Origin of the sequence: Pseudomonas sp. Root569 (assembly GCF_001427465.1) — a bacterium.
Lineage (GTDB): Bacteria > Pseudomonadota > Gammaproteobacteria > Pseudomonadales > Pseudomonadaceae > Aquipseudomonas > Aquipseudomonas synxantha.
Map to the genome: position 1 here is coordinate 424,365 of NZ_LMGQ01000001.1, position 21,287 is coordinate 445,651.

Annotated in this window: 16 protein-coding genes; 14 read left to right on the forward strand and 2 right to left on the reverse strand. The window is 59.4% G+C overall.

The genetic code is table 11. From position 1 onward, the window contains the following. Positions 1-2 precede the first annotated feature (2 nt). From ASD70_RS01975 to ASD70_RS02020, 10 genes are all read left to right on the forward strand, one after another. Positions 3-1,604, forward strand: a complete 1,602-nt coding sequence (locus tag ASD70_RS01975; RefSeq protein ID WP_056845593.1) for an ABC transporter substrate-binding protein — start codon at positions 3-5, stop codon at positions 1,602-1,604. A gap of 258 nt (positions 1,605-1,862) precedes the next feature. Next, complete coding sequence (locus ASD70_RS01980) at positions 1,863-3,491, forward strand: ABC transporter substrate-binding protein (RefSeq protein ID WP_056845521.1); 1,629 nt, start codon at positions 1,863-1,865, stop codon at positions 3,489-3,491. Positions 3,492-3,824: 333 nt separating this feature from the next. Continuing rightward, on the forward strand, positions 3,825-5,402 hold the full coding sequence (locus tag ASD70_RS01985; RefSeq protein ID WP_411741030.1) for an ABC transporter substrate-binding protein: 1,578 nt from the start codon (positions 3,825-3,827) through the stop codon (positions 5,400-5,402). A gap of 170 nt (positions 5,403-5,572) precedes the next feature. Beyond that, a complete protein-coding gene (locus tag ASD70_RS01990) occupies positions 5,573-6,967 on the forward strand; it encodes an OprD family outer membrane porin (protein ID WP_046070888.1) in 1,395 nt (464 codons plus the stop codon). An 81-nt stretch (positions 6,968-7,048) separates the two neighbouring features. Continuing rightward, positions 7,049-8,644 (forward strand): ABC transporter substrate-binding protein, encoded by a 1,596-nt coding sequence (locus tag ASD70_RS01995; RefSeq protein ID WP_056845522.1) that lies wholly within the window; start codon positions 7,049-7,051, stop codon positions 8,642-8,644. A 76-nt stretch (positions 8,645-8,720) separates the two neighbouring features. Continuing rightward, the gene (locus ASD70_RS02000) at positions 8,721-9,731 is read left to right on the forward strand and encodes an ABC transporter permease subunit (protein WP_003171721.1); all 1,011 of its coding nucleotides are present in this window, start codon (positions 8,721-8,723) and stop codon (positions 9,729-9,731) included. A 10-nt stretch (positions 9,732-9,741) separates the two neighbouring features. Continuing rightward, positions 9,742-10,653 (forward strand): ABC transporter permease subunit, encoded by a 912-nt coding sequence (locus ASD70_RS02005; protein WP_003188486.1) that lies wholly within the window; start codon positions 9,742-9,744, stop codon positions 10,651-10,653. 10 nt (positions 10,654-10,663) lie between these two features. Further along, complete coding sequence (locus tag ASD70_RS02010) at positions 10,664-11,632, forward strand: ABC transporter ATP-binding protein (protein ID WP_043048526.1); 969 nt, start codon at positions 10,664-10,666, stop codon at positions 11,630-11,632. After that, complete coding sequence (locus ASD70_RS02015) at positions 11,632-12,603, forward strand: peptide ABC transporter ATP-binding protein (RefSeq protein WP_005784734.1); 972 nt, start codon at positions 11,632-11,634, stop codon at positions 12,601-12,603. The genes ASD70_RS02010 and ASD70_RS02015 overlap by 1 nt, the downstream gene beginning before the upstream one ends. A gap of 435 nt (positions 12,604-13,038) precedes the next feature. Continuing rightward, positions 13,039-15,297 carry a TonB-dependent siderophore receptor gene (locus ASD70_RS02020; RefSeq protein ID WP_056845523.1) on the forward strand — a complete coding sequence of 753 codons (2,259 nt, stop codon included), beginning with the start codon at positions 13,039-13,041 and terminating at the stop codon, positions 15,295-15,297. Positions 15,298-15,370: 73 nt separating this feature from the next. On the opposite strand, the gene ASD70_RS02025 is transcribed toward ASD70_RS02020, so the two are convergent. Both ASD70_RS02025 and ASD70_RS02030 read right to left on the reverse strand, forming a co-directional pair. Further along, positions 15,371-15,625: a hypothetical protein gene (locus ASD70_RS02025; protein ID WP_032877817.1), complete on the reverse strand. Its 255-nt coding sequence runs from the start codon at positions 15,623-15,625 to the stop codon at positions 15,371-15,373. 226 nt (positions 15,626-15,851) lie between these two features. Then, positions 15,852-17,435: a peptide chain release factor 3 gene (locus tag ASD70_RS02030; protein WP_056845524.1), complete on the reverse strand. Its 1,584-nt coding sequence runs from the start codon at positions 17,433-17,435 to the stop codon at positions 15,852-15,854. Positions 17,436-17,767: 332 nt separating this feature from the next. Here ASD70_RS02030 and ASD70_RS02035 point away from each other — a divergent pair, with 332 nt between their 5' ends. The 4 genes from ASD70_RS02035 to ASD70_RS02050 are packed head-to-tail and all read left to right on the forward strand — an operon-like array spanning position 17,768 to position 21,217. Then, positions 17,768-18,484 (forward strand): ABC transporter permease, encoded by a 717-nt coding sequence (locus ASD70_RS02035; protein WP_004372306.1) that lies wholly within the window; start codon positions 17,768-17,770, stop codon positions 18,482-18,484. Between the two features lie 19 nt (positions 18,485-18,503). Continuing rightward, positions 18,504-19,397 (forward strand): glycine betaine ABC transporter substrate-binding protein, encoded by an 894-nt coding sequence (locus ASD70_RS02040; protein ID WP_046070881.1) that lies wholly within the window; start codon positions 18,504-18,506, stop codon positions 19,395-19,397. 12 nt (positions 19,398-19,409) lie between these two features. Then, complete coding sequence (locus tag ASD70_RS02045) at positions 19,410-20,063, forward strand: ABC transporter permease (protein ID WP_027604864.1); 654 nt, start codon at positions 19,410-19,412, stop codon at positions 20,061-20,063. Continuing rightward, positions 20,060-21,217 (forward strand): osmoprotectant ABC transporter ATP-binding protein OsmV, encoded by a 1,158-nt coding sequence (locus ASD70_RS02050; RefSeq protein ID WP_046070880.1) that lies wholly within the window; start codon positions 20,060-20,062, stop codon positions 21,215-21,217. The genes ASD70_RS02045 and ASD70_RS02050 overlap by 4 nt, the downstream gene beginning before the upstream one ends. Positions 21,218-21,287 lie beyond the last annotated feature (70 nt).

Genomic DNA, 21,287 nt, shown 5'->3' on the forward strand with positions numbered 1-21,287 from the left:
CCATGGAAAGAATCGCCGTCAAGCCACTGTTCCTCGCCGCCAGCCTCCTGGCCTTTATACCAATGGCCCAGGCCGCCACAACCCTGGTCTACTGCTCCGAAGCCAGCCCCGCCGGCTTCGATCCCAGCCAGTACACCAGCGGCACTGACTTCGATGCATCCGCCGAAACCGTGTTCAACCGTCTGACCCAGTTCAAGCGTGGAGGCACCGAAGTCGAACCCGGCCTGGCAACCAGTTGGGACATATCCAAAGACGGCCTGACCTACACCTTCCACCTGCGCGAGGGCGTCAAGTTCCACACCACCGATTTCTTCACCCCGACCCGCGACTTCAACGCCGATGATGTGTTGTTCACCTTCAACCGCCTGCTCGATGCCGATAGTCCGTTTCGCAAGGCCTACCCGTCCGAGTCGCCGTACTTCACTGACATGGGATTGAACACCACAATCAAAAACCTCGAAAAACTCGACGAACACACCGTGCGTTTCAACCTCAACAATGTGGATGCCTCGTTCGTGCAGAACCTGGCCATGAGTTTTGCCTCGGTGCAATCGGCCGAATATGCCGCGCAGCTCCTGAAAGAAGGCAAGCCCGAGCAGATCAATCAGAAACCGGTCGGCACCGGGCCATTTGTGTTCAAGCGTTACCAGAAAGACTCGCAGATTCGCTATGGGGCCAATAAACAGTATTGGAAACCCGAGGACGTGAAGCTCGACAATCTGGTGTTCGCCATCACCCCGGACGCCGCCGCGCGCCTGCAGAAGCTCAAGGCCGGCGAATGCCAGGTCAGCGGTTACCCGCGCCCCGCCGATATCGAGGTGATGAAGCAAGACCCCAACCTGCGCGTGCTGCAGCAAGCCGGATTCAACCTGGGCTTCCTGGCCTACAACGTGACCCATCCGCCGTTGGACCAGCTCAAGGTGCGCCAGGCCCTGGACATGGCCATCGACAAGCCTGCGATCATCAAGGCCGTGTACCAGAGCGCCGGACAATTGGCGCAGAACGCATTGCCACCGGCGCAGTGGTCTTATGACCCGAAAATCCAAGACGCGCCCTACGATCCGTCCAAGGCGCGGTTGCTACTAAAAGAAGCAGGGGTTGCACCAGGTACCACCATCAATCTTTGGGCGATGACCGTGCAGCGCGCCTCCAACCCGAATGCGCGAATGTCCGCGCAAATGATCCAACAGGATTGGGCCAAGGTCGGCATCAAGGCCAACATCGTCAGCTATGAGTGGGGCGAGTACATAAAACGCGCCAAGAATGGTGAACACGATGCGATGATTTATGGCTGGACTGGCGACAATGGCGACCCGGATAACTGGCTAGGCGTGCTCTACAGTTGTGCCGCGGTCAAGGGCAGCAACTACGCCAAATGGTGTAACCCGGCCTACGACAAACTGGTGCAGCAGGCCAAGGTCAGCAACGACCGCGAGCAGCGCATCAAGTGGTATCAACAGGCACAACAAATCCTTAAGGAACAAGTACCTATAACGCCTATTGCGAACTCGACGGTTTTCCAGCCTTTGCGCAAGGAAGTACGCGACTTCAAGATCAGCCCCTTCGGGCTCACGCCGTTCTATGGTGTGGGTCTAGATAAGTAACAACAGCGCCCCAACCGAGTGCGCTAGACGCCTCGGCTGGGCTTTTTTGGTGCACCTGTTGCACCGAAAAAACCCTCCAAACAGGCATATTTGTGTCGAAACTTTCATAATTGCGACATTCCTGTACGTTCGTACCACTGTTTGCCGCTCCTGGCCGCTCTGCATCTTGCATTGGGTATGGCGCCTGCATAAGTATCCGCAGGCCGACTCACGAGGTCGCCCTCACCACCAAAAATGACAACAAATCATGAGGCCAACATGCTTAAACACGCAGTCCTTCCGTTATTAGTGAGCGCGGGCCTTATGGCCGCCGCCCCTGCAGCCCTTGCGGCAACTAACCTGGTGTTCTGCTCCGAAGGGAGCCCGGCCGGTTTCGACCCAGGCCAGTACACCACCGGAACAGACTTCGATGCCTCGGCCGAAACCATGTTCAACCGCCTGAGCCAGTTCGAACGTGGCGGCACCGCCGTAGTTCCTGGCCTGGCCACCAGTTGGGACGTGTCCCCGGATGGCCTGACGTATACCTTCCACCTTCGCGAAGGCGTCAAGTTCCATACCACCCCGTACTTCAAGCCGACTCGTGAATTTTCGGCAGACGACGTGCTGTTCACCTTCAACCGGATGATCAATAAAGACGATCCATTCCGTAAGGCCTACCCCACCGAGTTCCCGTACTTCACGGACATGGGGATGGACACCAACATCAAGAACATCGAGAAAGTCGATGACCACACCGTAAAGTTCACCCTTGGCACCGTGGACGCGGCTTTCATCCAGAACCTGGCCATGAGCTTCGCGTCGATCCAATCCGCCGAATATGCCGCGCAGTTGCTCAAGGAAGGCAAGCCCGCCGACATCAACCAGAAGCCGGTCGGCACTGGCCCGTTCGTGTTCAAGAGCTACCAGAAAGATTCGAACATTCGCTACACCGGCAACAAGGACTACTGGAAACCTGAAGATGTGAAGATCGACAACCTGATCTTCGCGATCACGACTGACCCATCGGTGCGTATCCAGAAGCTCAAGAAAAACGAATGCCAGATCACCCTGTTCCCGCGTCCGGCCGACCTCAAGGCCCTGGGCGAAGACAAGGACCTGAAACTGCCGCACCAGGCCGGTTTCAACCTGGGCTACGTTGCCTACAACGTCATGGACAAGGTCAAGGGCAGCGACCAGCCAAACCCGCTGGCTGACCTGCGCGTACGCCAGGCGCTGGACATGGCGGTGAACAAGCAGCAGATCATTGACTCCGTGTACCAGGGCGCCGGCCAACTGGCCGTCAACGCCATGCCGCCGACCCAATGGTCCTACGACACCAGCATCAAAGACGCCAAGTACGACCCTGAAAAAGCCAAGGCGCTGCTCAAGGAAGCTGGCGTCAAGGAAGGCACTGAAATCGTCCTGTGGGCCATGCCGGTCCAGCGTCCGTACAACCCGAACGCCAAGCTGATGGCCGAGATGCTGCAGAACGACTGGTCCAAGATCGGCCTGAAGGTCAAGATCACCAGCTACGAGTGGGGCGAGTACATCAAGCGCTCCAAAGGCGGCGAGAACCAGGCCATGATCATTGGCTGGAGCGGCGACAATGGTGACCCGGACAACTGGCTGAACGTACTGTTCGGCTGCGACTCGCTGTCTGGTAACAACTTCTCCAAGTGGTGCGACAAAAAATTCGACGGCATCGTAAAAGAGGCCAAAGCCACGTCGGATGTCGCCAAACGCACCGAGCTGTACAAGCAGGCGCAACATATCCTCAAAGATGCAGTCCCGATGACACCTATCGCGCACTCGACGGTGTATCAACCCATGCGTAATACCGTACAGGACTTCAAGATCAGCCCGTTTGGCTTGAACTCCTTCTACGGCGTTAGCGTCAGCGGCAAGTAAGGATCAATAGCGGCGACGTTTCATAACGTCGCCGTTATTCCATCTGCCCGGGCTATAGGAAACAGACCACGATTGAAAGCGTTGCCGTCCTACAGCAACGAACTGCGTCCCGTGTCTCCGTTACCTACAAGGCCAGTCAGAATTGACGCATTTACTGCAGTGTCCGCGCCCCATAACGTCGTAGGACAGCAGAGGCATCATTCTGGGAAAGGGCACTTGCTGTGTGTGGGATCAGTGATGTCTCCCTGGCCGTACGCCAGAGAGGTGGTTCGCTGTTGATAACTACAAACAAGGATCGGGATTGTCATGCGCCATACCACCGTTCTATCCGCGATGTTTGCCTCCAGCCTGCTGGCCGTGGCCACCATGGGCCAAGCCGCCGAGAAGAAGAGCCTGGTGTTCTGCTCCGAAGGCAGCCCGGCAGGCTTTGATACTGCGCAATACACCACCGCCACCGACAACGATGCCGCAGAGCCGTTGTACAACCGCCTGGTCGAGTTCGAAAAAGGCGCCACCGACGTGGTGCCAGGGCTGGCAACCAAGTGGGATATCTCCGAAGACGGGCTGACCTATACGTTTCATCTGCGTGAAGGGGTGAAGTTTCACAGCAACAAGGAATTCAAGCCGACGCGGGACTTCAACGCCGACGACGTGCTGTTTACCTTCAACCGCATGCTTGATCCCGACCACCCGTTCCGTAAGGCCTACCCCACGGAGTTTCCGTACTTCAACGGGATGAGCCTGAACAAGAATATTGCCAAGGTCGAAAAAACCGGCCCCTACACCGTGGTGATGACCTTGAACACGGTCGACGCCGCGTTCGTGCAGAACATTGCCATGAGCTTTGCCGCCATCCTCTCGGCCGAATACGCCGAACAGCTACTCAAACAAGGACGGCCCAGCGACATCAACCAGAAGCCGATCGGCACTGGCCCTTTCGTGTTCCAGCGCTACCAGAAAGACTCGCAGATCCGTTATGTAGGCAACAAACAGTACTGGGACCCGAGCCGGGTCAAGCTGGACCAATTGATCTTTGCCATCAATACCGATGCCTCGGTGCGGGTACAGAAGCTCAAGGCCGGCGAATGCCAGGTCACCCTGCACCCACGCCCCGCCGATGTCGAAGCGCTCAAGACTGACCCGAACCTGCAACTGCTGACCAAACCCGGCTTCAACCTCGGCTATATCTCCTACAACGTGCGCCACAAGCCCTTCGATCAGCTTGAAGTGCGCCAGGCGCTGGACATGGCGGTGAACAAGCAGAGCATCCTTAACGCCGTGTACCAGGGTGCCGGGCAACTGGCAGTCAATGGCATGCCGCCGACGCAGTGGTCTTATGACGACAGCATCAAGGACGCCGCCTACAACCCGGAAAAAGCCAAGGAATTGCTCAAGGCTGCCGGCGTCAAGGAAGGCACCGAGATCACCCTGTGGGCCATGCCGGTGCAGCGTCCCTACAACCCCAATGCCAAGCTGATGGCCGAGATGCTGCAGAACGACTGGGCCAAGATCGGCCTGAAGGTCAAGATCGTCAGCTACGAATGGGGCGAATACATCAAGCGCACCAAGAACGGTGAGCACGATGTCAGCCTGATCGGCTGGACCGGCGACAACGGTGACCCGGACAACTGGCTCGGCACCCTCTACAGCTGCGACGCCATCGGCGGGAACAACTACTCCATGTGGTGTGACCCGGCGTACGACAAGCTGATCAAGCAAGCCAAGGTCGTGACCGACCGCGAACAAAGGACTGTTCTGTACAAACAGGCGCAGCAACTGCTCAAGCAGCAGGTGCCGATCACGCCTATCGCCCACTCGACGGTCAACCAGCCGTTAAGCGCCAAAGTCGAAGGTTTCAAGGTGAGCCCCTTCGGCCGCAACGTGTTCTCGGGCGTCAGCATTACCCCATAAGAAAATAACCGGATTGCGGGGAGCCAAGTCGGCTCCTCGGCAAACGTGCAGGCTTTTGTCAGGAAAATTCCTACGCCAAACGTTTGCAAAGGCTTGAACGAGTTCCACACCCAATAGCCGGTTCACCTAAAAAGACCGGCATAAAAAAGAGAACCAAAGGAGCTTCACCCATGAAACTGAGCAGCAAAGCGCTTCTGGCCCTGGCCATCAGCAGCATCACGGCGACCGCCTATGCTGAACCCGCCAGCCAGGACTTCGTTCCTACCACATTGGCCGGCACCAGCGCCCAAGGCGAGGCCAAGGGCTTCATTGAAGATTTCAGCCTGGGCGGCACCACGCGTAACTGGTACTCCCATGAAAGCAAATACCGTGGGGGCACCTTCGCCTACCAGAAACACGGCCAGACGCTGACTGATCGCAACCGTACCAACTGGGTGCAGGGCACCATCCTCAACGCCAGCTCGGGTTTCACCCAGGGCACCGTTGGGGTCAAGACCGAAGTAGCGGTCTACAACGCCCTGGTACTGGACCGCAGCAAGCGTGACATCAAGGGTGGCTCCAACCGTACCCTGGCGGACTCCAACGGCGACGCCGTCGACCAGTGGAGCAAACTGGGCCTGGCCAACGTGCAGTTCCGCGTGTCCAACACCACCTTGACCGCCGGTCGCCAGAACTTCAGCAGCGGCATCGTCGACACCATCGGCAACCGTGCCCTGCCTTCAAGCTTCCAGGGTGTGAGCTTCAACAGCGAAGAGTTCAGCAACCTGTCGTTCCAGGGCGGCGTGTTTGACCGCGTTTCGCCACGTAGCGAGCAGAGCCTGTCGAAATTCCGTACCGAATACGGCAATGGCGCAGAAACCGACAAAGTGTCCACCCTGGGCGTGAACTACCAGCCGCTGAAAAGCCTGAAGACCAGCTTCTTCGCCGCCAACGTGAAGGACTTCTGGAACCAGTACTACTTCGGCGCTACCCACGAATTGGGCGACGCTCAGCAACTGGGCCTGACCACCGGCTTCAACTACTACAAGACTGTCGACGAAGGCAAAAAAGAGATGGGGGAAATCGACAACGATACCTTCTCCCTGTCCCTGGGCCTGACTCACCAGGCACACAGCCTGACCTTCGGTTACCAGCAAGTGAACGGTAACGAGTACTTCGACTACCTGCACGAAACCAACGGCATCTACCTGGCCAACTCCCTGACCTCGGACTTCAACGGCCCGAACGAGAAATCCTTCCAGATCGCCTATGCCATCAACATGGCTGAATACGGCGTACCAGGCCTGAAGTTCAATGCCTACTCGGCCCGCGGCTGGGGCATCGACGGTACCCACTACACCGGCAACAATGGCCGCGCCAAGTTCGCCTACGACGGCATCCAGTCCCAGGACGGCGAGAAGCACCAGGAATACGGTGTAGGCGCTTCCTACGCGGTGCAGAGTGGCCCGCTCAAGGCCACCGCGATTCGCGCCACCTACGTTGAACACCGTGGCAGCGAGTTCCAGTCCGATGGCAGCATCAAGGAATTCCGTCTGGTTACCACCATCCCATTCAACATCCTTTAATTAGCGCCAGGTAGACGGCGGGCTCAGGACGAGCCTCGCCGTCTACGCTTTTCTGGTTCCATCGATTGCAGAGGGCTCTGAATGAAAATGCTCCCACTACAAGCCGCCATGGCTGCCGCGCTGTTGAGCGTGGCGATCGGCGTTTCGGCCAAACCGCTGGTGGTCTGCACCGAAGCCAGCCCGGAAGGTTTCGACCCGGTGCTGTACACCACCGCCGTGACCGCTGATGCCGCTGCTGAAACCATGTTCAACCGTCTAGTGGATTTCAAGCCGGGTACGACCGAGGTGGTTCCCGCGCTGGCCAAGTCCTGGGAAATCAGTGATGACGGCCTGACCTACACGTTCCACCTGCGCGAAGACGTCAAGTTCCACACGACCGATTACTTCAAGCCCACGCGCAACTTGAATGCCGACGATGTGCTGTGGAGCTTCCAGCGCCAGTTGGACCCGAAACACCCGTGGCATAACAAGTCCACCACCGGTTTCCCTTATTTTGAAAGCATGGGTTTCAAGGAACTGCTCAAGAGTGTCGAGAAGGTTGACGACCACACCGTCGTCTTCACCCTGACGCGCCCTGAAGCACCGTTCCTGGCCGATGTCGCAATGCCGTTCACCGCCATCCACTCCGCCGAGTACGCCGACAAGCTGCTCGCCGCCGGCAAGACCGACGAACTCAACAGCAAGCCGATCGGCACCGGCCCGTTCATTTTCATCCGCTATCAGAAAGACGCTCAGGTGCGCTTCAAGGCCAACCCGGAATACTTCCGTGGCAAGCCGCCCGCCGACCCGTTGATCCTGGCCATTGCGGTCGATAACAACGTGCGCTTGCAAAAGCTCAAGGCCAATGAATGTCAAATCGCGCTTTATCCCAAGCCGGATGATCTGCCGAGCATCAAGAAAGATCCGAACCTGAAAGTCGATGAGCTGGCGGCCATGACTACCAGCTACACCGCCCTGAACACTACCCGCAAGTACATGAGCGACCCACGGGTACGTCACGCGATCAACATTGCGTTCGACAAGGCAGGCTACACCGATGCCTTGTACGGCAAAGGCAATGCAGTGGTCGGCACCGGTCCGTATCCACCGACCCTGCTGGGCTTCAACGACAAGCTCAAGAACCCACCTCGCGACCTCGACAAAGCCCGCGCCCTGCTCAAGGAAGCCGGCGTGCCGGAAGGCACCGAGTTCAGTCTGTTCACCCGTAACGGCGGCGGCCCGACCAACCCTAACCCGATGCTTGGCGCCCAGCGCATGCAGGCGGATTTGGCTCAGATTGGCCTGAAGGTCAACATCAAAGTTATGGAATGGGGCGAGATGCTCAAGCGTGCTAAAAACGGTGAGCACGATATGGTTTCCGCCGGCTGGGCCGGGGATAACGGCGACCCGGACAACTTCCTGACCCCCAACCTGAGTTGCGATGCAGCGAAAAACGGCGAAAACTACGCCCGTTGGTGTAACAAGGAGTTTCAGGACTTGATCGACAAGGCGCGCGCCATCGCTGAACCCCAGCAACGGGCCGCACTCTATGAACAAGCCCTGGATGTTTTCGAGAAGGACCAGCCGTGGATACCCATGGCTTATCCAAAAATGTTTACCGCCATGCGCAAGAACGTCGAGGGTTATACCCAAAGCCCGCTGACGAACAATAACTTCGCCACCACCCAGGTGAAGTAAATAAGAAAAACGCTCGGCGCCGTCGATATTGACGGTGCCGAACCTGCCTAACCGGCTGATTGAGGTATACACCAAGATGTTTAGTTTTATTGCCCGCCGACTGGGGTTATTGATCCCCACGTTCTTCGGCATCACGTTGCTGACCTTTGCGTTGATTCGCATGATTCCAGGCGACCCCGTAGAAGTCATGATGGGCGAGCGGCGGGTTGACCCCGAAATGCACGCTCAGGCAATGGAGCGCCTTGGCCTTAACAAGCCGCTGTATGCGCAATACCTGGATTACGTCGGCAAGCTCGCCCAGGGCGACCTTGGCGAATCGCTGCGCACCCGCACCAGCGTGTGGACCGAGTTCACCGCCCTTTTCCCTGCGACCCTGGAACTGTCCATGGCCGCCCTGTTGTTCGCCGGCATCCTAGGGCTGTTAGCCGGGGTGATCGCGGCCTTGAAACGAGGATCCCTGTTCGACCACGGGGTGATGGGCATCTCCCTGGCGGGCTATTCGATGCCGATCTTCTGGTGGGGCCTGATCCTGATCATGTTCTTCTCGGTAAGCCTGGGCTGGACCCCGGTTTCCGGGCGTATCGACCTGCTCTACGACATCGAGCCGCGCACCGGCTTCATGCTGATCGACACCCTGCTGGCCGACGAGCCGGACGCGTTCTGGGACGCCCTGCACCACCTGATCCTGCCGGCCATCGTGCTGGGCACCATCCCGCTGGCGGTGATCGCGCGGATGACCCGTTCGTCGATGCTCGAAGTTCTGCGTGAGGACTACATCCGTACCGCCAAGGCCAAGGGCCTCTCGCCGGCACGCGTGGTATTCGTGCACGGCCTGCGCAACGCGCTGATTCCGGTACTTACCGTGGTCGGCCTGCAAGTCGGCACGCTGCTGGCCGGTGCGGTACTGACCGAAACCATCTTCTCGTGGCCCGGCATCGGCAAATGGCTGATCGAAGCCATTGGCGCACGGGACTACCCGGTGGTGCAAAACGGCATTCTGCTGATCGCCTGCCTGGTGATCCTGGTGAACTTCGTGGTGGATATCCTCTACGGCTTCGCCAACCCACGCATCCGTCACCAGCGCTGAGATCATGACCATGACCACACCTACTCAAGTGTCAGCAGTCGATCAGAGCCTGCTGTACCCGTCCCCGTACAAAGAATTCTGGCAAGCCTTCTCCAAGAACAAAGGCGCGGTTGCCGGCCTACTGTTCATGCTGCTGATCGTGTTCTGCGCGATTTTTGCCCCGTGGGTTGCACCGCATAACCCCAGCGAGCAATACCGCGACTTCCTTCTGACCCCGCCAGCCTGGCTGGAAGGTGGGCAGATGCAGTTCCTGCTCGGCACCGACGAACTGGGCCGTGACCTGCTCTCGCGCCTGATCCAGGGTTCGCGCCTGTCGTTGCTGATCGGCTTGTCGTCAGTGGTGATGTCGCTGATCCCGGGCATCCTGCTGGGCCTGTTCGCCGGGTTCTTCCCGCGCTTGCTTGGCCCGACCATCATGCGCCTGATGGACATCATGCTGGCCCTGCCATCGCTGCTGTTGGCCGTGGCGATTGTCGCCATCCTCGGCCCTGGCCTGATCAACACCGTAATCGCCATTGCTATCGTGTCGTTGCCGTCCTACGTACGTCTGACCCGCGCGGCGGTAATGGGCGAACTGAACCGCGACTACGTGACCGCCGCCCGCCTTGCCGGCGCCGGCCTGCCACGCCTGATGTTCATCACCGTGCTGCCTAACTGCATGGCGCCGCTGATCGTCCAGGCCACCCTGAGCTTCTCGTCGGCGATCCTCGATGCCGCCGCCCTGGGCTTCCTCGGCCTTGGCGTACAACCGCCAACCCCGGAGTGGGGCACCATGCTGGCCTCGGCTCGGGACTACATCGAACGCGCCTGGTGGGTCGTGAGCCTGCCTGGTTTGACCATTTTGCTCAGCGTGCTGGCAATCAACTTGATGGGTGACGGCCTGCGCGACGCGCTGGACCCGAAACTCAAGAACGCCGCCTGAGGAGATTCCCATGTCACTGTTAGAAATCAAGAATCTCAACGTACGCTTCGGCGATAAGACCGCCGTGCCGGTGGTCGATGGCCTCGACATCTCCGTCGACAAAGGCGAAGTACTGGCGATTGTTGGCGAGTCGGGTTCGGGTAAATCCGTGACCATGATGGCGCTGATGGGCCTGATCGAGCACCCCGGTATTGTCACCGCCGACGCCCTGAACTTCGACGGCAAGGACATGCTCAAGCTGAGCAACCGCCAGCGCCGCCAGATCGTCGGCAAAGACCTGGCGATGGTGTTCCAAGACCCGATGACCGCGCTGAACCCCAGCTACACCGTGGGTTTCCAGATCGAAGAAGTGCTGCGCCTGCATTTGAAAATGTCCGGCAAGCAAGCGCGCAAGCGTGCCATCGAGCTGCTGGAAAAAGTCGAAATCCCGGGCGCCGCCAGCCGCATGGATGCCTACCCGCACCAGTTGTCCGGCGGTATGAGCCAGCGCGTGGCAATCGCCATGGCAATTGCCGGCGAGCCGAAACTGCTAATTGCCGATGAACCGACCACCGCATTGGACGTAACCATCCAGGCGCAGATCATGGAACTGCTGCTGGCCCTGCAGAAAGAACAGAACATGGGCCTGGTGCTGATCACCCACGACCTTGCTGTCGTGGCCGAAACCGCCCAGCGCGTGTGCGTGATGTATGCCGGCCAGGCCGTGGAAGTTGGCCAGGTGCCGCAGTTGTTCGATATTCCGGCGCATCCCTACAGCGAAGCATTGCTCAAGGCGATTCCTGAACACAGCCTGGGCGCCACGCGCCTAGCCACGCTGCCGGGCATCGTGCCGGGCCGCTATGACCGCCCGCAGGGTTGCCTGCTGTCGCCACGTTGCCCGTACGTGCAGGAAAACTGCCGCACCCAGCGCCCGAGCCTTGATCCGAAAACCAACAGCCTTGCGCGCTGCTTCTACCCCTTGAACCAGGAGGTGGCGTAATGGCCGTCGTTCTTACCGCCCGCGACCTCACCCGTCACTACGAAGTGTCCCGTGGCCTGTTCAAGGGCCACGCCACCGTGCGTGCCCTCAATGGTGTGTCCTTCGAGCTGGAAGCCGGCAAGACCCTCGCGGTTGTGGGCGAATCGGGTTGCGGCAAATCCACACTGGCCCGTGCCCTTACGTTGATTGAAGAGCCGTCCTCGGGCTCCTTGAAAATTGCCGGTCAGGAAGTGGCCGGTGCCGACAAGGCCCAGCGCAAGCAATTGCGCAAAGACGTGCAAATGGTGTTCCAAAGCCCCTATGCATCGTTGAACCCACGCCAGAAAGTCGGTGATCAACTGGCGGAGCCGTTGCTGATCAACACCAACCTGTCCGCCGCCGAGCGCCGCGAAAAAGTGCAGGCGATGATGAAGCAAGTGGGCCTGCGCCCCGAGCATTATCAGCGCTACCCGCACATGTTCTCCGGCGGCCAGCGCCAGCGTATCGCCCTGGCCCGGGCAATGATGCTGCAACCCAAAGTGCTGGTGGCGGATGAGCCGACCTCGGCGCTGGACGTGTCGATCCAGGCCCAGGTGCTCAACCTGTTCATGGACCTGCAGCAGGAGTTCAACACTGCCTACGTGTTCATCTCCCACAACCTGGCAGTGGTGCAGCACGTTGCTGACGATGTGATGGTGATGTACCTCGGCCGCCCGGTGGAAGTGGGCCCCAAGGAAGACATCTATGCACGCCCCCTGCACCCCTACACCCAGGCGCTGCTGTCGGCCACCCCGACCATCCACCCGGACCCGAACAAGCCGAAGATCAAAATCGTCGGCGAACTGCCCAACCCGCTGAACCCGCCACCTGGGTGCGCGTTCCACAAGCGCTGCCCGTATGCGACCGAGCGCTGCAGCAGCGAGGAGCCGCTGTTGCGACCATTGGATAACCGGCAGGTGGCTTGCCACTACGCGGAGCAATTCGTGGCCTGAAGCAACACAGCCTCCCACTGTAGGAGCGAGCTTGCTCGCGAAAGACGTCAACGATAACGCGCGCATTCTGATTTAACGCGGTGTGCATGCGGTCTTCGCGAGCAAGCTCGCTCCTACAGGGGCTGCGGCTTCAATGAGTTCCATCGCCCTTCCCGCCAGATTGCGCATCAGTCTGGCCGGAGGGCTTTTTTTTGCGCGTTTGTAGCAAAGAAAATACAGATGGCCCTGCGCCTTTCAATGCCTCCGGCCTTGAAAACATTGCGTCAGAGCCCTCTGGAAAGTGTATAGATTGTAAATGCAATTTACTTTTATTTGAGAATCAATACCATCACGACACAAAGAGGGCGCTGGATACTGGCTGCCAAGCCACGGTTGGCTACGCGAAAAATTCAGACGCCTCTCGTTCAATCGCCCCTCGTAAAGGACTTTGTGGACATGTCGTCTCAATTCAGGCTCAGCCATCTATCGCTGGCGTTTATCGCTACCCTTTCGTCCCCCGCGCTGTTGGCGGAGAGTGTGGAAAAACAGCGCGATAAAGTGCCGATCGAAGCGACAGACCTGCCTGTAGACGGCCAACCTCAAGCCTTGGTGCTGGAAGAAACGCGAGTACTAGGCACCGCTGCCGAAGAACTCAAGCAAGCCCCTGGCGTATCGATCATCACCGCCGAGGACATCAAGAAGCGCCCGCCCACCAACGACCTGTCGGAGATCATCCGCCGCGAGCCAGGCGTCAACCTGACTGGCAACAGCTCCAGCGGCAGCCGCGGTAATAACCGTCAGATCGACCTGCGCGGCATGGGCCCGGAAAACACCCTGATCCTGATCGATGGCAAACCCTCCACCTCACGCAACGCCGTGCGTTATGGCTGGAGCGGTGACCGTGATACCCGTGGCGAAACCAACTGGGTGCCGGCCGAAGAAGTCGAGCGCATTGAAATCCTGCGCGGCCCGGCCGCCGCTCGTTATGGCTCCGGGGCCATGGGCGGGGTGATCAACATCATCACCAAACGCCCGACCGACCAATTGCACGGTTCGCTGACCGCCTACACCGCCTTCCCCGAAAATGACGCCGAAGGCGCGAGCAAACGTACCAACTTCAATCTCAGCGGCCCGCTGACCGACAGTCTCGCATTCCGCGTCTATGGCGGCCTGAACAAGACCGACGCCGATGACGCCGACATCAACCGCGCAGCCCAAGCGACGCCTGATTCTTTGGTCGCTGGCCGCGAAGGCGTACGCAATAAAGACGTCAACGGCTTGCTGAGCTGGCAATTCACCCCAGAGCAAACCCTCGACCTGGAAGCCAGCTATAGCCGCCAGGGTAATATTTTTGCCGGCGACACCATGCTCAACGGCGGTGGCGCATTCGTTGAAAGCCTGGTGGGCAAGGAAACCAGTGTGATTCAACGCAGCAGCTTCTCTGCAACCCACCGTGGTGAATTTGACTGGGGCTCGACCCTGGCCTCGCTGACCCACGACCTGACCCGCAACGAGCGTCTCAACGAAGGCCTGGCCGGTGCCGGCGAGGGTGCGCCTTCGGCAAGCGCAGGTCGTTTCGAATCACGCTTGCGCAATACCCGGGCCACCGCCGAGGTCAACCTGCCACTGAGCCTGGGCACCGAACAGGTGCTGACCCTGGGCAGCGAATACCTCTACGAATCGATGAACGATCCCGGCTCGTTGCGCCCGCAAAGCTATGACCCGGGCACCGGCGGCGTCCCCGCCATTCCTGGGGTCAGCCGCAACAGCACCAAGACCACCGCATCGAGCTACGCATTGTTTGCCGAGGACAACATCGAACTGGGCAGCAAGACCATCATCACCCCGGGCCTGCGCTACGACGATCATGAAGAATACGGCGGCAACTGGAGCCCCAGCCTCAACGCCTCCCATCAGTTGACCGATGAACTGAGCCTCAAGGGCGGTATCGCCCGTGCCTACAAGACTCCCAACCTGTACCAGTCCAACCCGAACTACTTGCTGTACAGCCGTGGCAATGGCTGCAACGCCAGCGAAGCCAATATGGGCGGTTGCTACCTGGTGGGTAATCGGGACTTGAAACCGGAAATCAGCGTCAATAAAGAAATCGGCCTGGCCTACGACAAGGGCAACTGGCGCACCAGCGCGACGTACTTCCGTAATGACTACAAGAACAAGATCAATGCCAGCAACGAGGCGGCGTTCCGCCTGGGCAATGGTCGCCGCGTGCTGGAGTGGGAAAACAGCGGGCCCGCGTTGGTCCAGGGGGTTGAAGGCAACCTGTTCGTAAGCCTGCGCAGCGATCTGGACTGGAACACCAACCTGACCTACATGATCGACTCCAAGGACAAAGACACCGGCGAGCCGTTGAGCATCATCCCCAAGTACACCGTCAACACCACGCTGGACTGGCAAGCCACCGACAAGCTGTCCTTCCAGGTCAGCGGCACCTACTACGGCAAGCAGGAAGCGCCGACACTCAACTCACGCAGCGCTAACAGCTATGACCGCAGCGCCCAGCAGGATGTCGACCCGTATGGGCTGATGGGACTGAGCAGTGGTTATGAGTTCAGCAAAAACTTGAGCGTGCGTGTCGGTATCAACAACCTGCTGGACAAGCGCCTGTCACGCAAAGGCAATGCCGAGGACGCCGGTGCCCAGACCTATAACGAGCCGGGCCGGGCTTACTTCGCGTCGGTGACCACCTCGTTCTAAGTCACCGCCTGAGGTCTGAAAAGCGCCTTCCGCCAGCTATAGCCTGACGGGAGGCGCGCTCTTTTCAGCAAGACTACGTCTGGCTGTCGCCTTCGTCTGCGTCGTCGCTGTCAGGCTCGTCGGTAGTCGAGTCATCATCACCCTCGCTGCCGCCCTGGCCTTGATCGCCTGGTTCGGCTTCGGACTTGGCCAACTGCAAGTCCGATGCCTGGCCACTCGTCACCACCCCTACGCTCTGCACCGGGTTATGCGCCCAGGCCGTCGACATCCCCAACGACAACAGCACCAGCACCTTCATCAACAGCACTACGCGTTGAAAAATACTCATGGTTGATTCCGTCCAGTCAGTATATGGGACCCGCACGGCAGTCATTAACTGCCACCAGCGTTTACGCTAGTCGCGATGCCGGATTACCGCCAATCTCCAACCTTTTGGAGATCAAAATGCGGGAGGGGGTTTGCTCCCGATTGCGGAGTGTCAGAGCCCAATACACTGGCTGACACACCGCTATCGGGAGCAAGCCCCCTCCCACACTCTCTGAACCGCTCAGACCTTAGTGGTGTTCGCGGGTCGCGCGGAATTTCACATCCGGCCAGCGCTCTTCCATCAACGCCAGATTCACCCGGGTCGGGGCCAGGTAGGTCAGGTGACCACCGCCGTCGATCGCCAGGTTTTCCACGGCCTTGTTGGAGAACTCTTCCAACTTCTTCTTATCGCTGCAATCAATCCAGCGCGCCGAATACACGGTGATCGGCTCGTAGGAGCACTCCACTTTGTATTCCTCTTTCAAGCGGCTGGCGACCACATCGAACTGCAGCACACCGACGGCGCCGAGGATGATGTCGTTGCTGCGCTCGGGGAAGAACACCTGGGTGGCGCCTTCTTCGGCCAACTGCTGCAAGCCTTGGCGCAGTTGCTTGGACTTGAGCGGGTCGCGCAGGCGCACGCGGCGGAACAGTTCCGGGGCGAAGTGCGGGATACCGGTAAAGCCCAGCGCTTCGCCTTCGGTGAAGGTGTCACCGATCTGGATGGTGCCGTGGTTGTGCAGGCCGATGATGTCGCCGGCGTAGGCTTCTTCGAGCTGTTCACGCTCGGAGGAGAAGAACGTCAGGGCGTCGCCGATGCGCACGTCCTTGCCGGTGCGCACGTGGCGCATCTTCATGCCTTTTTCGTAGCGGCCGGAGCAGATACGCATGAAGGCGATACGGTCGCGGTGCTTGGGGTCCATGTTCGCCTGGATCTTGAACACGAAGCCGGTAAATTTCTCTTCGACCGGTTCCACGGTGCGCTCGTTTGCGACCCGGGCCAGAGGTTTCGGCGCCCAGTTCACAACAGCGTCAAGCACATGGTCGACGCCGAAGTTGCCCAAGGCAGTTCCGAAGAACACCGGGGTCAGCTGGCCGTCGAGGAACTCCTGCTGGTTGAACTCATGGCAGGCGCCCTGCACCAGCTCCAACTGGTCGACGAAACGGTCGTACTCGTCACCCAGGTGAGCGCGGGCTTCGTCCGAATCGAGCTTTTCGATGATCTTGGTTTCGGTGCGCTCATGACCGTGGCCGGCGGTGTAGACAATGATGTAGTCGTCGGCCAGGTGGTACACGCCCTTGAAGTCGCGGTAGCAACCAATCGGCCAAGTGATCGGCGCGGCCTTGATCTTCAGGACGGCTTCGATTTCATCCAGCAACTCGATCGGGTCGCGGATATCACGGTCGAGTTTGTTGATGAAGCTGACGATCGGCGTGTCACGCAGGCGGCAAACGTCCATCAGCGCAATGGTACGTGGCTCGACACCCTTACCGCCGTCGAGGACCATCAGCGCCGAGTCCACCGCGGTCAGAGTGCGGTAGGTATCTTCGGAGAAGTCTTCGTGGCCGGGGGTGTCGAGCAGGTTGACCATGTGGTCGCGATACGGGAATTGCATGACCGACGTGGTAATGGAAATACCCCGTTGTTTTTCCATCTCCATCCAGTCGGATGTGGCATGGCGGTCGGATTTGCGCGATTTCACCGTGCCGGCTACCGCGATCGCCTTGCCCATCAGCAACAGCTTTTCGGTGATGGTGGTTTTACCGGCATCGGGGTGGGAAATAATGGCGAAAGTGCGGCGTTTCGCGACTTCGGCGGCCTGGTGGGTCATGGGAAATCGCCTGGCAGGTGAGTCAAAAAAGGGCGGCGAGTATAGCGCAAACGAGGGGGTACGGACCACCGTTGAGCCCATTGGGGGTGGCTAAATGCGCCCAAGTGTGGAACCTTTTAAAAGGTCGAGACGTCCACTCCCCTGCTACCGCACTCGGAACAGGGGCTGAAATATCAGCAAGTTAGCCTGACGAGGCTGCGCTCATGGCTTGATCGCATACTGCATTGCCAGTATCGGCGAGCTGCTTTTCGCGAACCTATTCGCCGACAGCCAGGAATGGCATTGCCGCCGGAGAATGTGTTCGCCGACAAAAGAAAAAAAGGAGTCCGCCTGTGGCTATTCGCTATGGCAAAGGGCTGATAGGAGGCGCGGTTGTCGTCGCGCTCCTGGCCCTGCTGGTCCACTGGATCGGCATCAACACGATCGAACTGTACCGCGACGATTTGTTGTTTTACCTGCAAGCTCACCTGATTCTTGTCCTAGTCTCCATGCTGGCAGCCCTGATTGTGGGCATCCCCGCTGGTATCCTGCTCAGCCGACCCAACATGGTCGGGCGTGCAGAACGTTTCATGCAGATCTTCAACATCGGCAACACCGTCCCTCCCCTGGCCGTACTGGCCATCGCCCTCGGCGTCCTCGGCATCGGCAGCGGCCCGGCCATCTTCGCGCTGTTTCTCGCCTCCCTCCTGCCCATCGTGCGTAACACCTACGAAGGCTTGAAAAACGTCCAGGGTTCCCTCAAGGAAGCCGCCACCGGCATCGGCATGACGCCGCGTCAGGTGCTGTTTCGCGTGGAACTGCCCAACGCAGTGCCGATCATCATCGGCGGTGTACGTGTGGCCCTGGCGATCAACGTCGGCACCGCCCCACTGGCGTTCCTGATTGGCGCCAACAGCCTCGGCAGCCTGATCTTCCCCGGCATCGCCCTGAACAACCAGCCGCAACTGTTGCTCGGCGCCGCGTGCACCGCGCTGCTGGCATTGCTGCTTGACGGCCTGGTGACCATGGCCAGCCGCCTCTGGCTGGAACGCGGGTTGCGCCCGTCTTAACGCCAGGAAAGGAATCGACATGAAAAAACTAAGCTTGATATTAGGCTGCGTCCTGCTGTTTGCAGGTATTGCGCAAGCCGCTGAAAAACCGGTGATTCGCATTGGCGCCCGGGTGTTTACCGAGCAGACCCTGCTTGCCGAAATCACCTCCCAGTACCTGCGCACCAAGGGTTACGACGCCCGTGTGACGGGTGGCCTGGGCAGCAACCTGGCGCGCAGTGCCCAGGAAAGCGGACAACTGGACCTGATCTGGGAATACACCGGCGTGTCCCTGGTGGCCTACAACCACGTGGACGAGAAACTCGACAGCGAACAGTCCTACGCCCGGGTGAAAGAACTCGACGCGAAAAAAGGCTTGGTCTGGCTCTCGCCGTCGAAATTCAGCAACACCTACGCGCTGGCACTGCCGGAAAACGTGGCCAAGGAATTTCCGCAGATCAACAGCATCAGCGACCTGACCAAAGCCCTGGCCGAGGACACCAAGGAAAACCGCCTGGTGGCCCTGGACACCGAGTTCGCCAACCGTTCCGACGGCATGGGCGGCATGGTCAAGTTGTATGACATGAACCTCACGCGCAAAAACACTCGGCAAATGGACGCTGGCCTGGTCTACACCGCCCTGCGTAATGGCCAGGTGTTTGCCGGTCTGGTCTACACCACCGATGGCCGCCTGAACGCGTTCAAATTGAAGCTGCTGGCCGACGACAAGCATTACTTCCCGGACTACACCGCAGCTCCGGTGATCCGTCAGGAATATCTCGACCAGCATCCTCAATTGGCCGCAGAGCTTAAGCCCTTGGCCGAGCTGTTCGACGACGCAACCATGCGCGAGCTGAATGCGCGGGTCGACGTCGACCACGAAAGCCCGTCCGCTGTCGCCGCCGATTTCCTGCGCCAACATCCGATCAACTAAGAAGGAGAAGACATGGAATTCCTGAACGCCTTTTCCCATCTTGATTGGGCCCAAGTCCTGCACCTGACCTGGCAGCACATCACCCTGGTCGGTATCGCAGTGATCCTGGCGATCGTCGTCGGCGTGCCCCTGGGTGTACTGATGACTCGTTTCCCGACCCTGGCCGGTCCGTTGCAGGCTAGCGCTACGGTGCTGCTGACCGTGCCGTCCATCGCCCTGTTCGGGCTGCTGTTGCCGTTCTACTCCAAGTTCGGCCAGGGCCTGGGGCCGATGCCGGCGATCACCGCCGTGTTCCTGTACTCCCTGCTGCCAATCATGCGTAACACCTACCTGGCCCTCACCGGCGTTGAGCCAGGCATTCGCGAGGCCGCCAAAGGCATCGGCATGACCTTCGGCCAGCGCCTGCGCATGGTCGAGCTGCCCATCGCCGTGCCGGTGATCCTCGCCGGGGTGCGCACCGCCGTGGTGATGAACATCGGTGTGATGACCATCGCCGCCACCATCGGTGCCGGTGGCCTGGGTGTACTTATTCTGGCTTCCATCAGCCGCAGCGATATGTCGATGCTGATTGTCGGCGCCGTGCTGGTCAGTCTCTTGGCCATCTTCGCCGACCTGCTCCTGCAATGGTTGCAACGCTCGCTGACTCCAAAAGGATTGCTCAAATGATCGAACTTCAAAACCTGTCCAAGACTTTTCAAAGCAACGGCAAGACCATTACCGCCGTCAACGATGTAAGCCTGACCGTCAACGAAGGCGAGATTTGTGTATTCCTCGGCCCGTCGGGCTGCGGCAAGAGCACCACGCTGAAGATGATCAACCGCCTGATCAAGCCCTCCTCGGGCAAGATCCTGATCAACGGTGAAGACACCACTGACCTGGACGAAGTGACCCTGCGCCGCAACATCGGCTACGTGATCCAGCAGATCGGCCTGTTTCCCAACATGACCATCGAGGAAAACATCGTGGTCGTGCCCAAGCTGCTCGGTTGGGACAAGCAAAAATGCCACGACCGCGCCCGCGAACTGATGAGCATGATCAAGCTGGAACCCAAGCAGTACCTGCATCGCTACCCGCGTGAGCTATCCGGTGGCCAGCAACAGCGTATCGGCGTGATCCGTGCGCTGGCGGCCGATGCGCCGCTGTTGCTGATGGATGAGCCGTTCGGCGCGGTCGACCCGATCAACCGCGAGATGATCCAGAACGAGTTCTTCGAGATGCAGCGCGCGCTGAACAAGACCGTGATCATGGTCAGCCACGACATCGACGAAGCGATCAAGCTGGGTGACAAGATCGCCATCTTCCGCGCCGGCAAGTTGTTGCAGATCGACCACCCGGACACGCTGCTGGCGCACCCGGCCGACGAGTTTGTCAGCAACTTCGTGGGCCAGGACAGCACCCTCAAGCGCCTGCTGTTGGTGAAGGCCGAAGACGCGGCGGACAACGCCCCGTCGGTCAGCCCGGAAACCCCGGTGGCCGATGCCCTGGAGCTGATGGACGAGCACGACCGCCGCTACGTGGTGGTCACCTGTGCCGAGAACAAGGCGCTGGGTTATGTACGCCGTCGCGACTTGCACCGTCAAGCCGGTACCTGCGGCCAGTACCTGCGCGAGTTCAACGCCACCGCCGCGTACGACGAGCATTTGCGCATCCTGCTGTCGCGCATGTATGAGTTCAACCGCTCGTGGTTGCCGGTGATGGATGCGGAGCGGGTGTTCCTGGGTGAAGTGACCCAGGAGTCGATTGCCGAGTACCTGAGTTCCGGCAAGTCCCGTGGCGGCAAGACCAGTATTGTCTCGCCGGCCGAGACCGCCCTGGCCTGACCTGACACAACAGGGATAAAAAATGTGGGAGGGGGCTTGCTCCCGATAGCGGTGAATCAGTGACTGAGAA

Coding starts and splice junctions, on each gene's coding strand:
- ASD70_RS02025 (WP_032877817.1), bottom strand. CDS start 15,625: ATGAGTATTTTTCAACGCGTAGTGCTGTTGATGAAGGTGCTGGTGCTG.
- ASD70_RS02045 (WP_027604864.1), top strand. CDS start 19,410: ATGGAATTCCTGAACGCCTTTTCCCATCTTGATTGGGCCCAAGTCCTG.
- ASD70_RS02040 (WP_046070881.1), top strand. CDS start 18,504: ATGAAAAAACTAAGCTTGATATTAGGCTGCGTCCTGCTGTTTGCAGGT.
- ASD70_RS01980 (WP_056845521.1), top strand. CDS start 1,863: ATGCTTAAACACGCAGTCCTTCCGTTATTAGTGAGCGCGGGCCTTATG.
- ASD70_RS01990 (WP_046070888.1), top strand. CDS start 5,573: ATGAAACTGAGCAGCAAAGCGCTTCTGGCCCTGGCCATCAGCAGCATC.
- ASD70_RS02005 (WP_003188486.1), top strand. CDS start 9,742: ATGACCACACCTACTCAAGTGTCAGCAGTCGATCAGAGCCTGCTGTAC.
- ASD70_RS02000 (WP_003171721.1), top strand. CDS start 8,721: ATGTTTAGTTTTATTGCCCGCCGACTGGGGTTATTGATCCCCACGTTC.
- ASD70_RS02030 (WP_056845524.1), bottom strand. CDS start 17,435: ATGACCCACCAGGCCGCCGAAGTCGCGAAACGCCGCACTTTCGCCATT.
- ASD70_RS02050 (WP_046070880.1), top strand. CDS start 20,060: ATGATCGAACTTCAAAACCTGTCCAAGACTTTTCAAAGCAACGGCAAG.
- ASD70_RS02010 (WP_043048526.1), top strand. CDS start 10,664: ATGTCACTGTTAGAAATCAAGAATCTCAACGTACGCTTCGGCGATAAG.
- ASD70_RS01995 (WP_056845522.1), top strand. CDS start 7,049: ATGAAAATGCTCCCACTACAAGCCGCCATGGCTGCCGCGCTGTTGAGC.
- ASD70_RS02015 (WP_005784734.1), top strand. CDS start 11,632: ATGGCCGTCGTTCTTACCGCCCGCGACCTCACCCGTCACTACGAAGTG.
- ASD70_RS01985 (WP_411741030.1), top strand. CDS start 3,825: ATGTTTGCCTCCAGCCTGCTGGCCGTGGCCACCATGGGCCAAGCCGCC.
- ASD70_RS01975 (WP_056845593.1), top strand. CDS start 3: ATGGAAAGAATCGCCGTCAAGCCACTGTTCCTCGCCGCCAGCCTCCTG.
- ASD70_RS02020 (WP_056845523.1), top strand. CDS start 13,039: ATGTCGTCTCAATTCAGGCTCAGCCATCTATCGCTGGCGTTTATCGCT.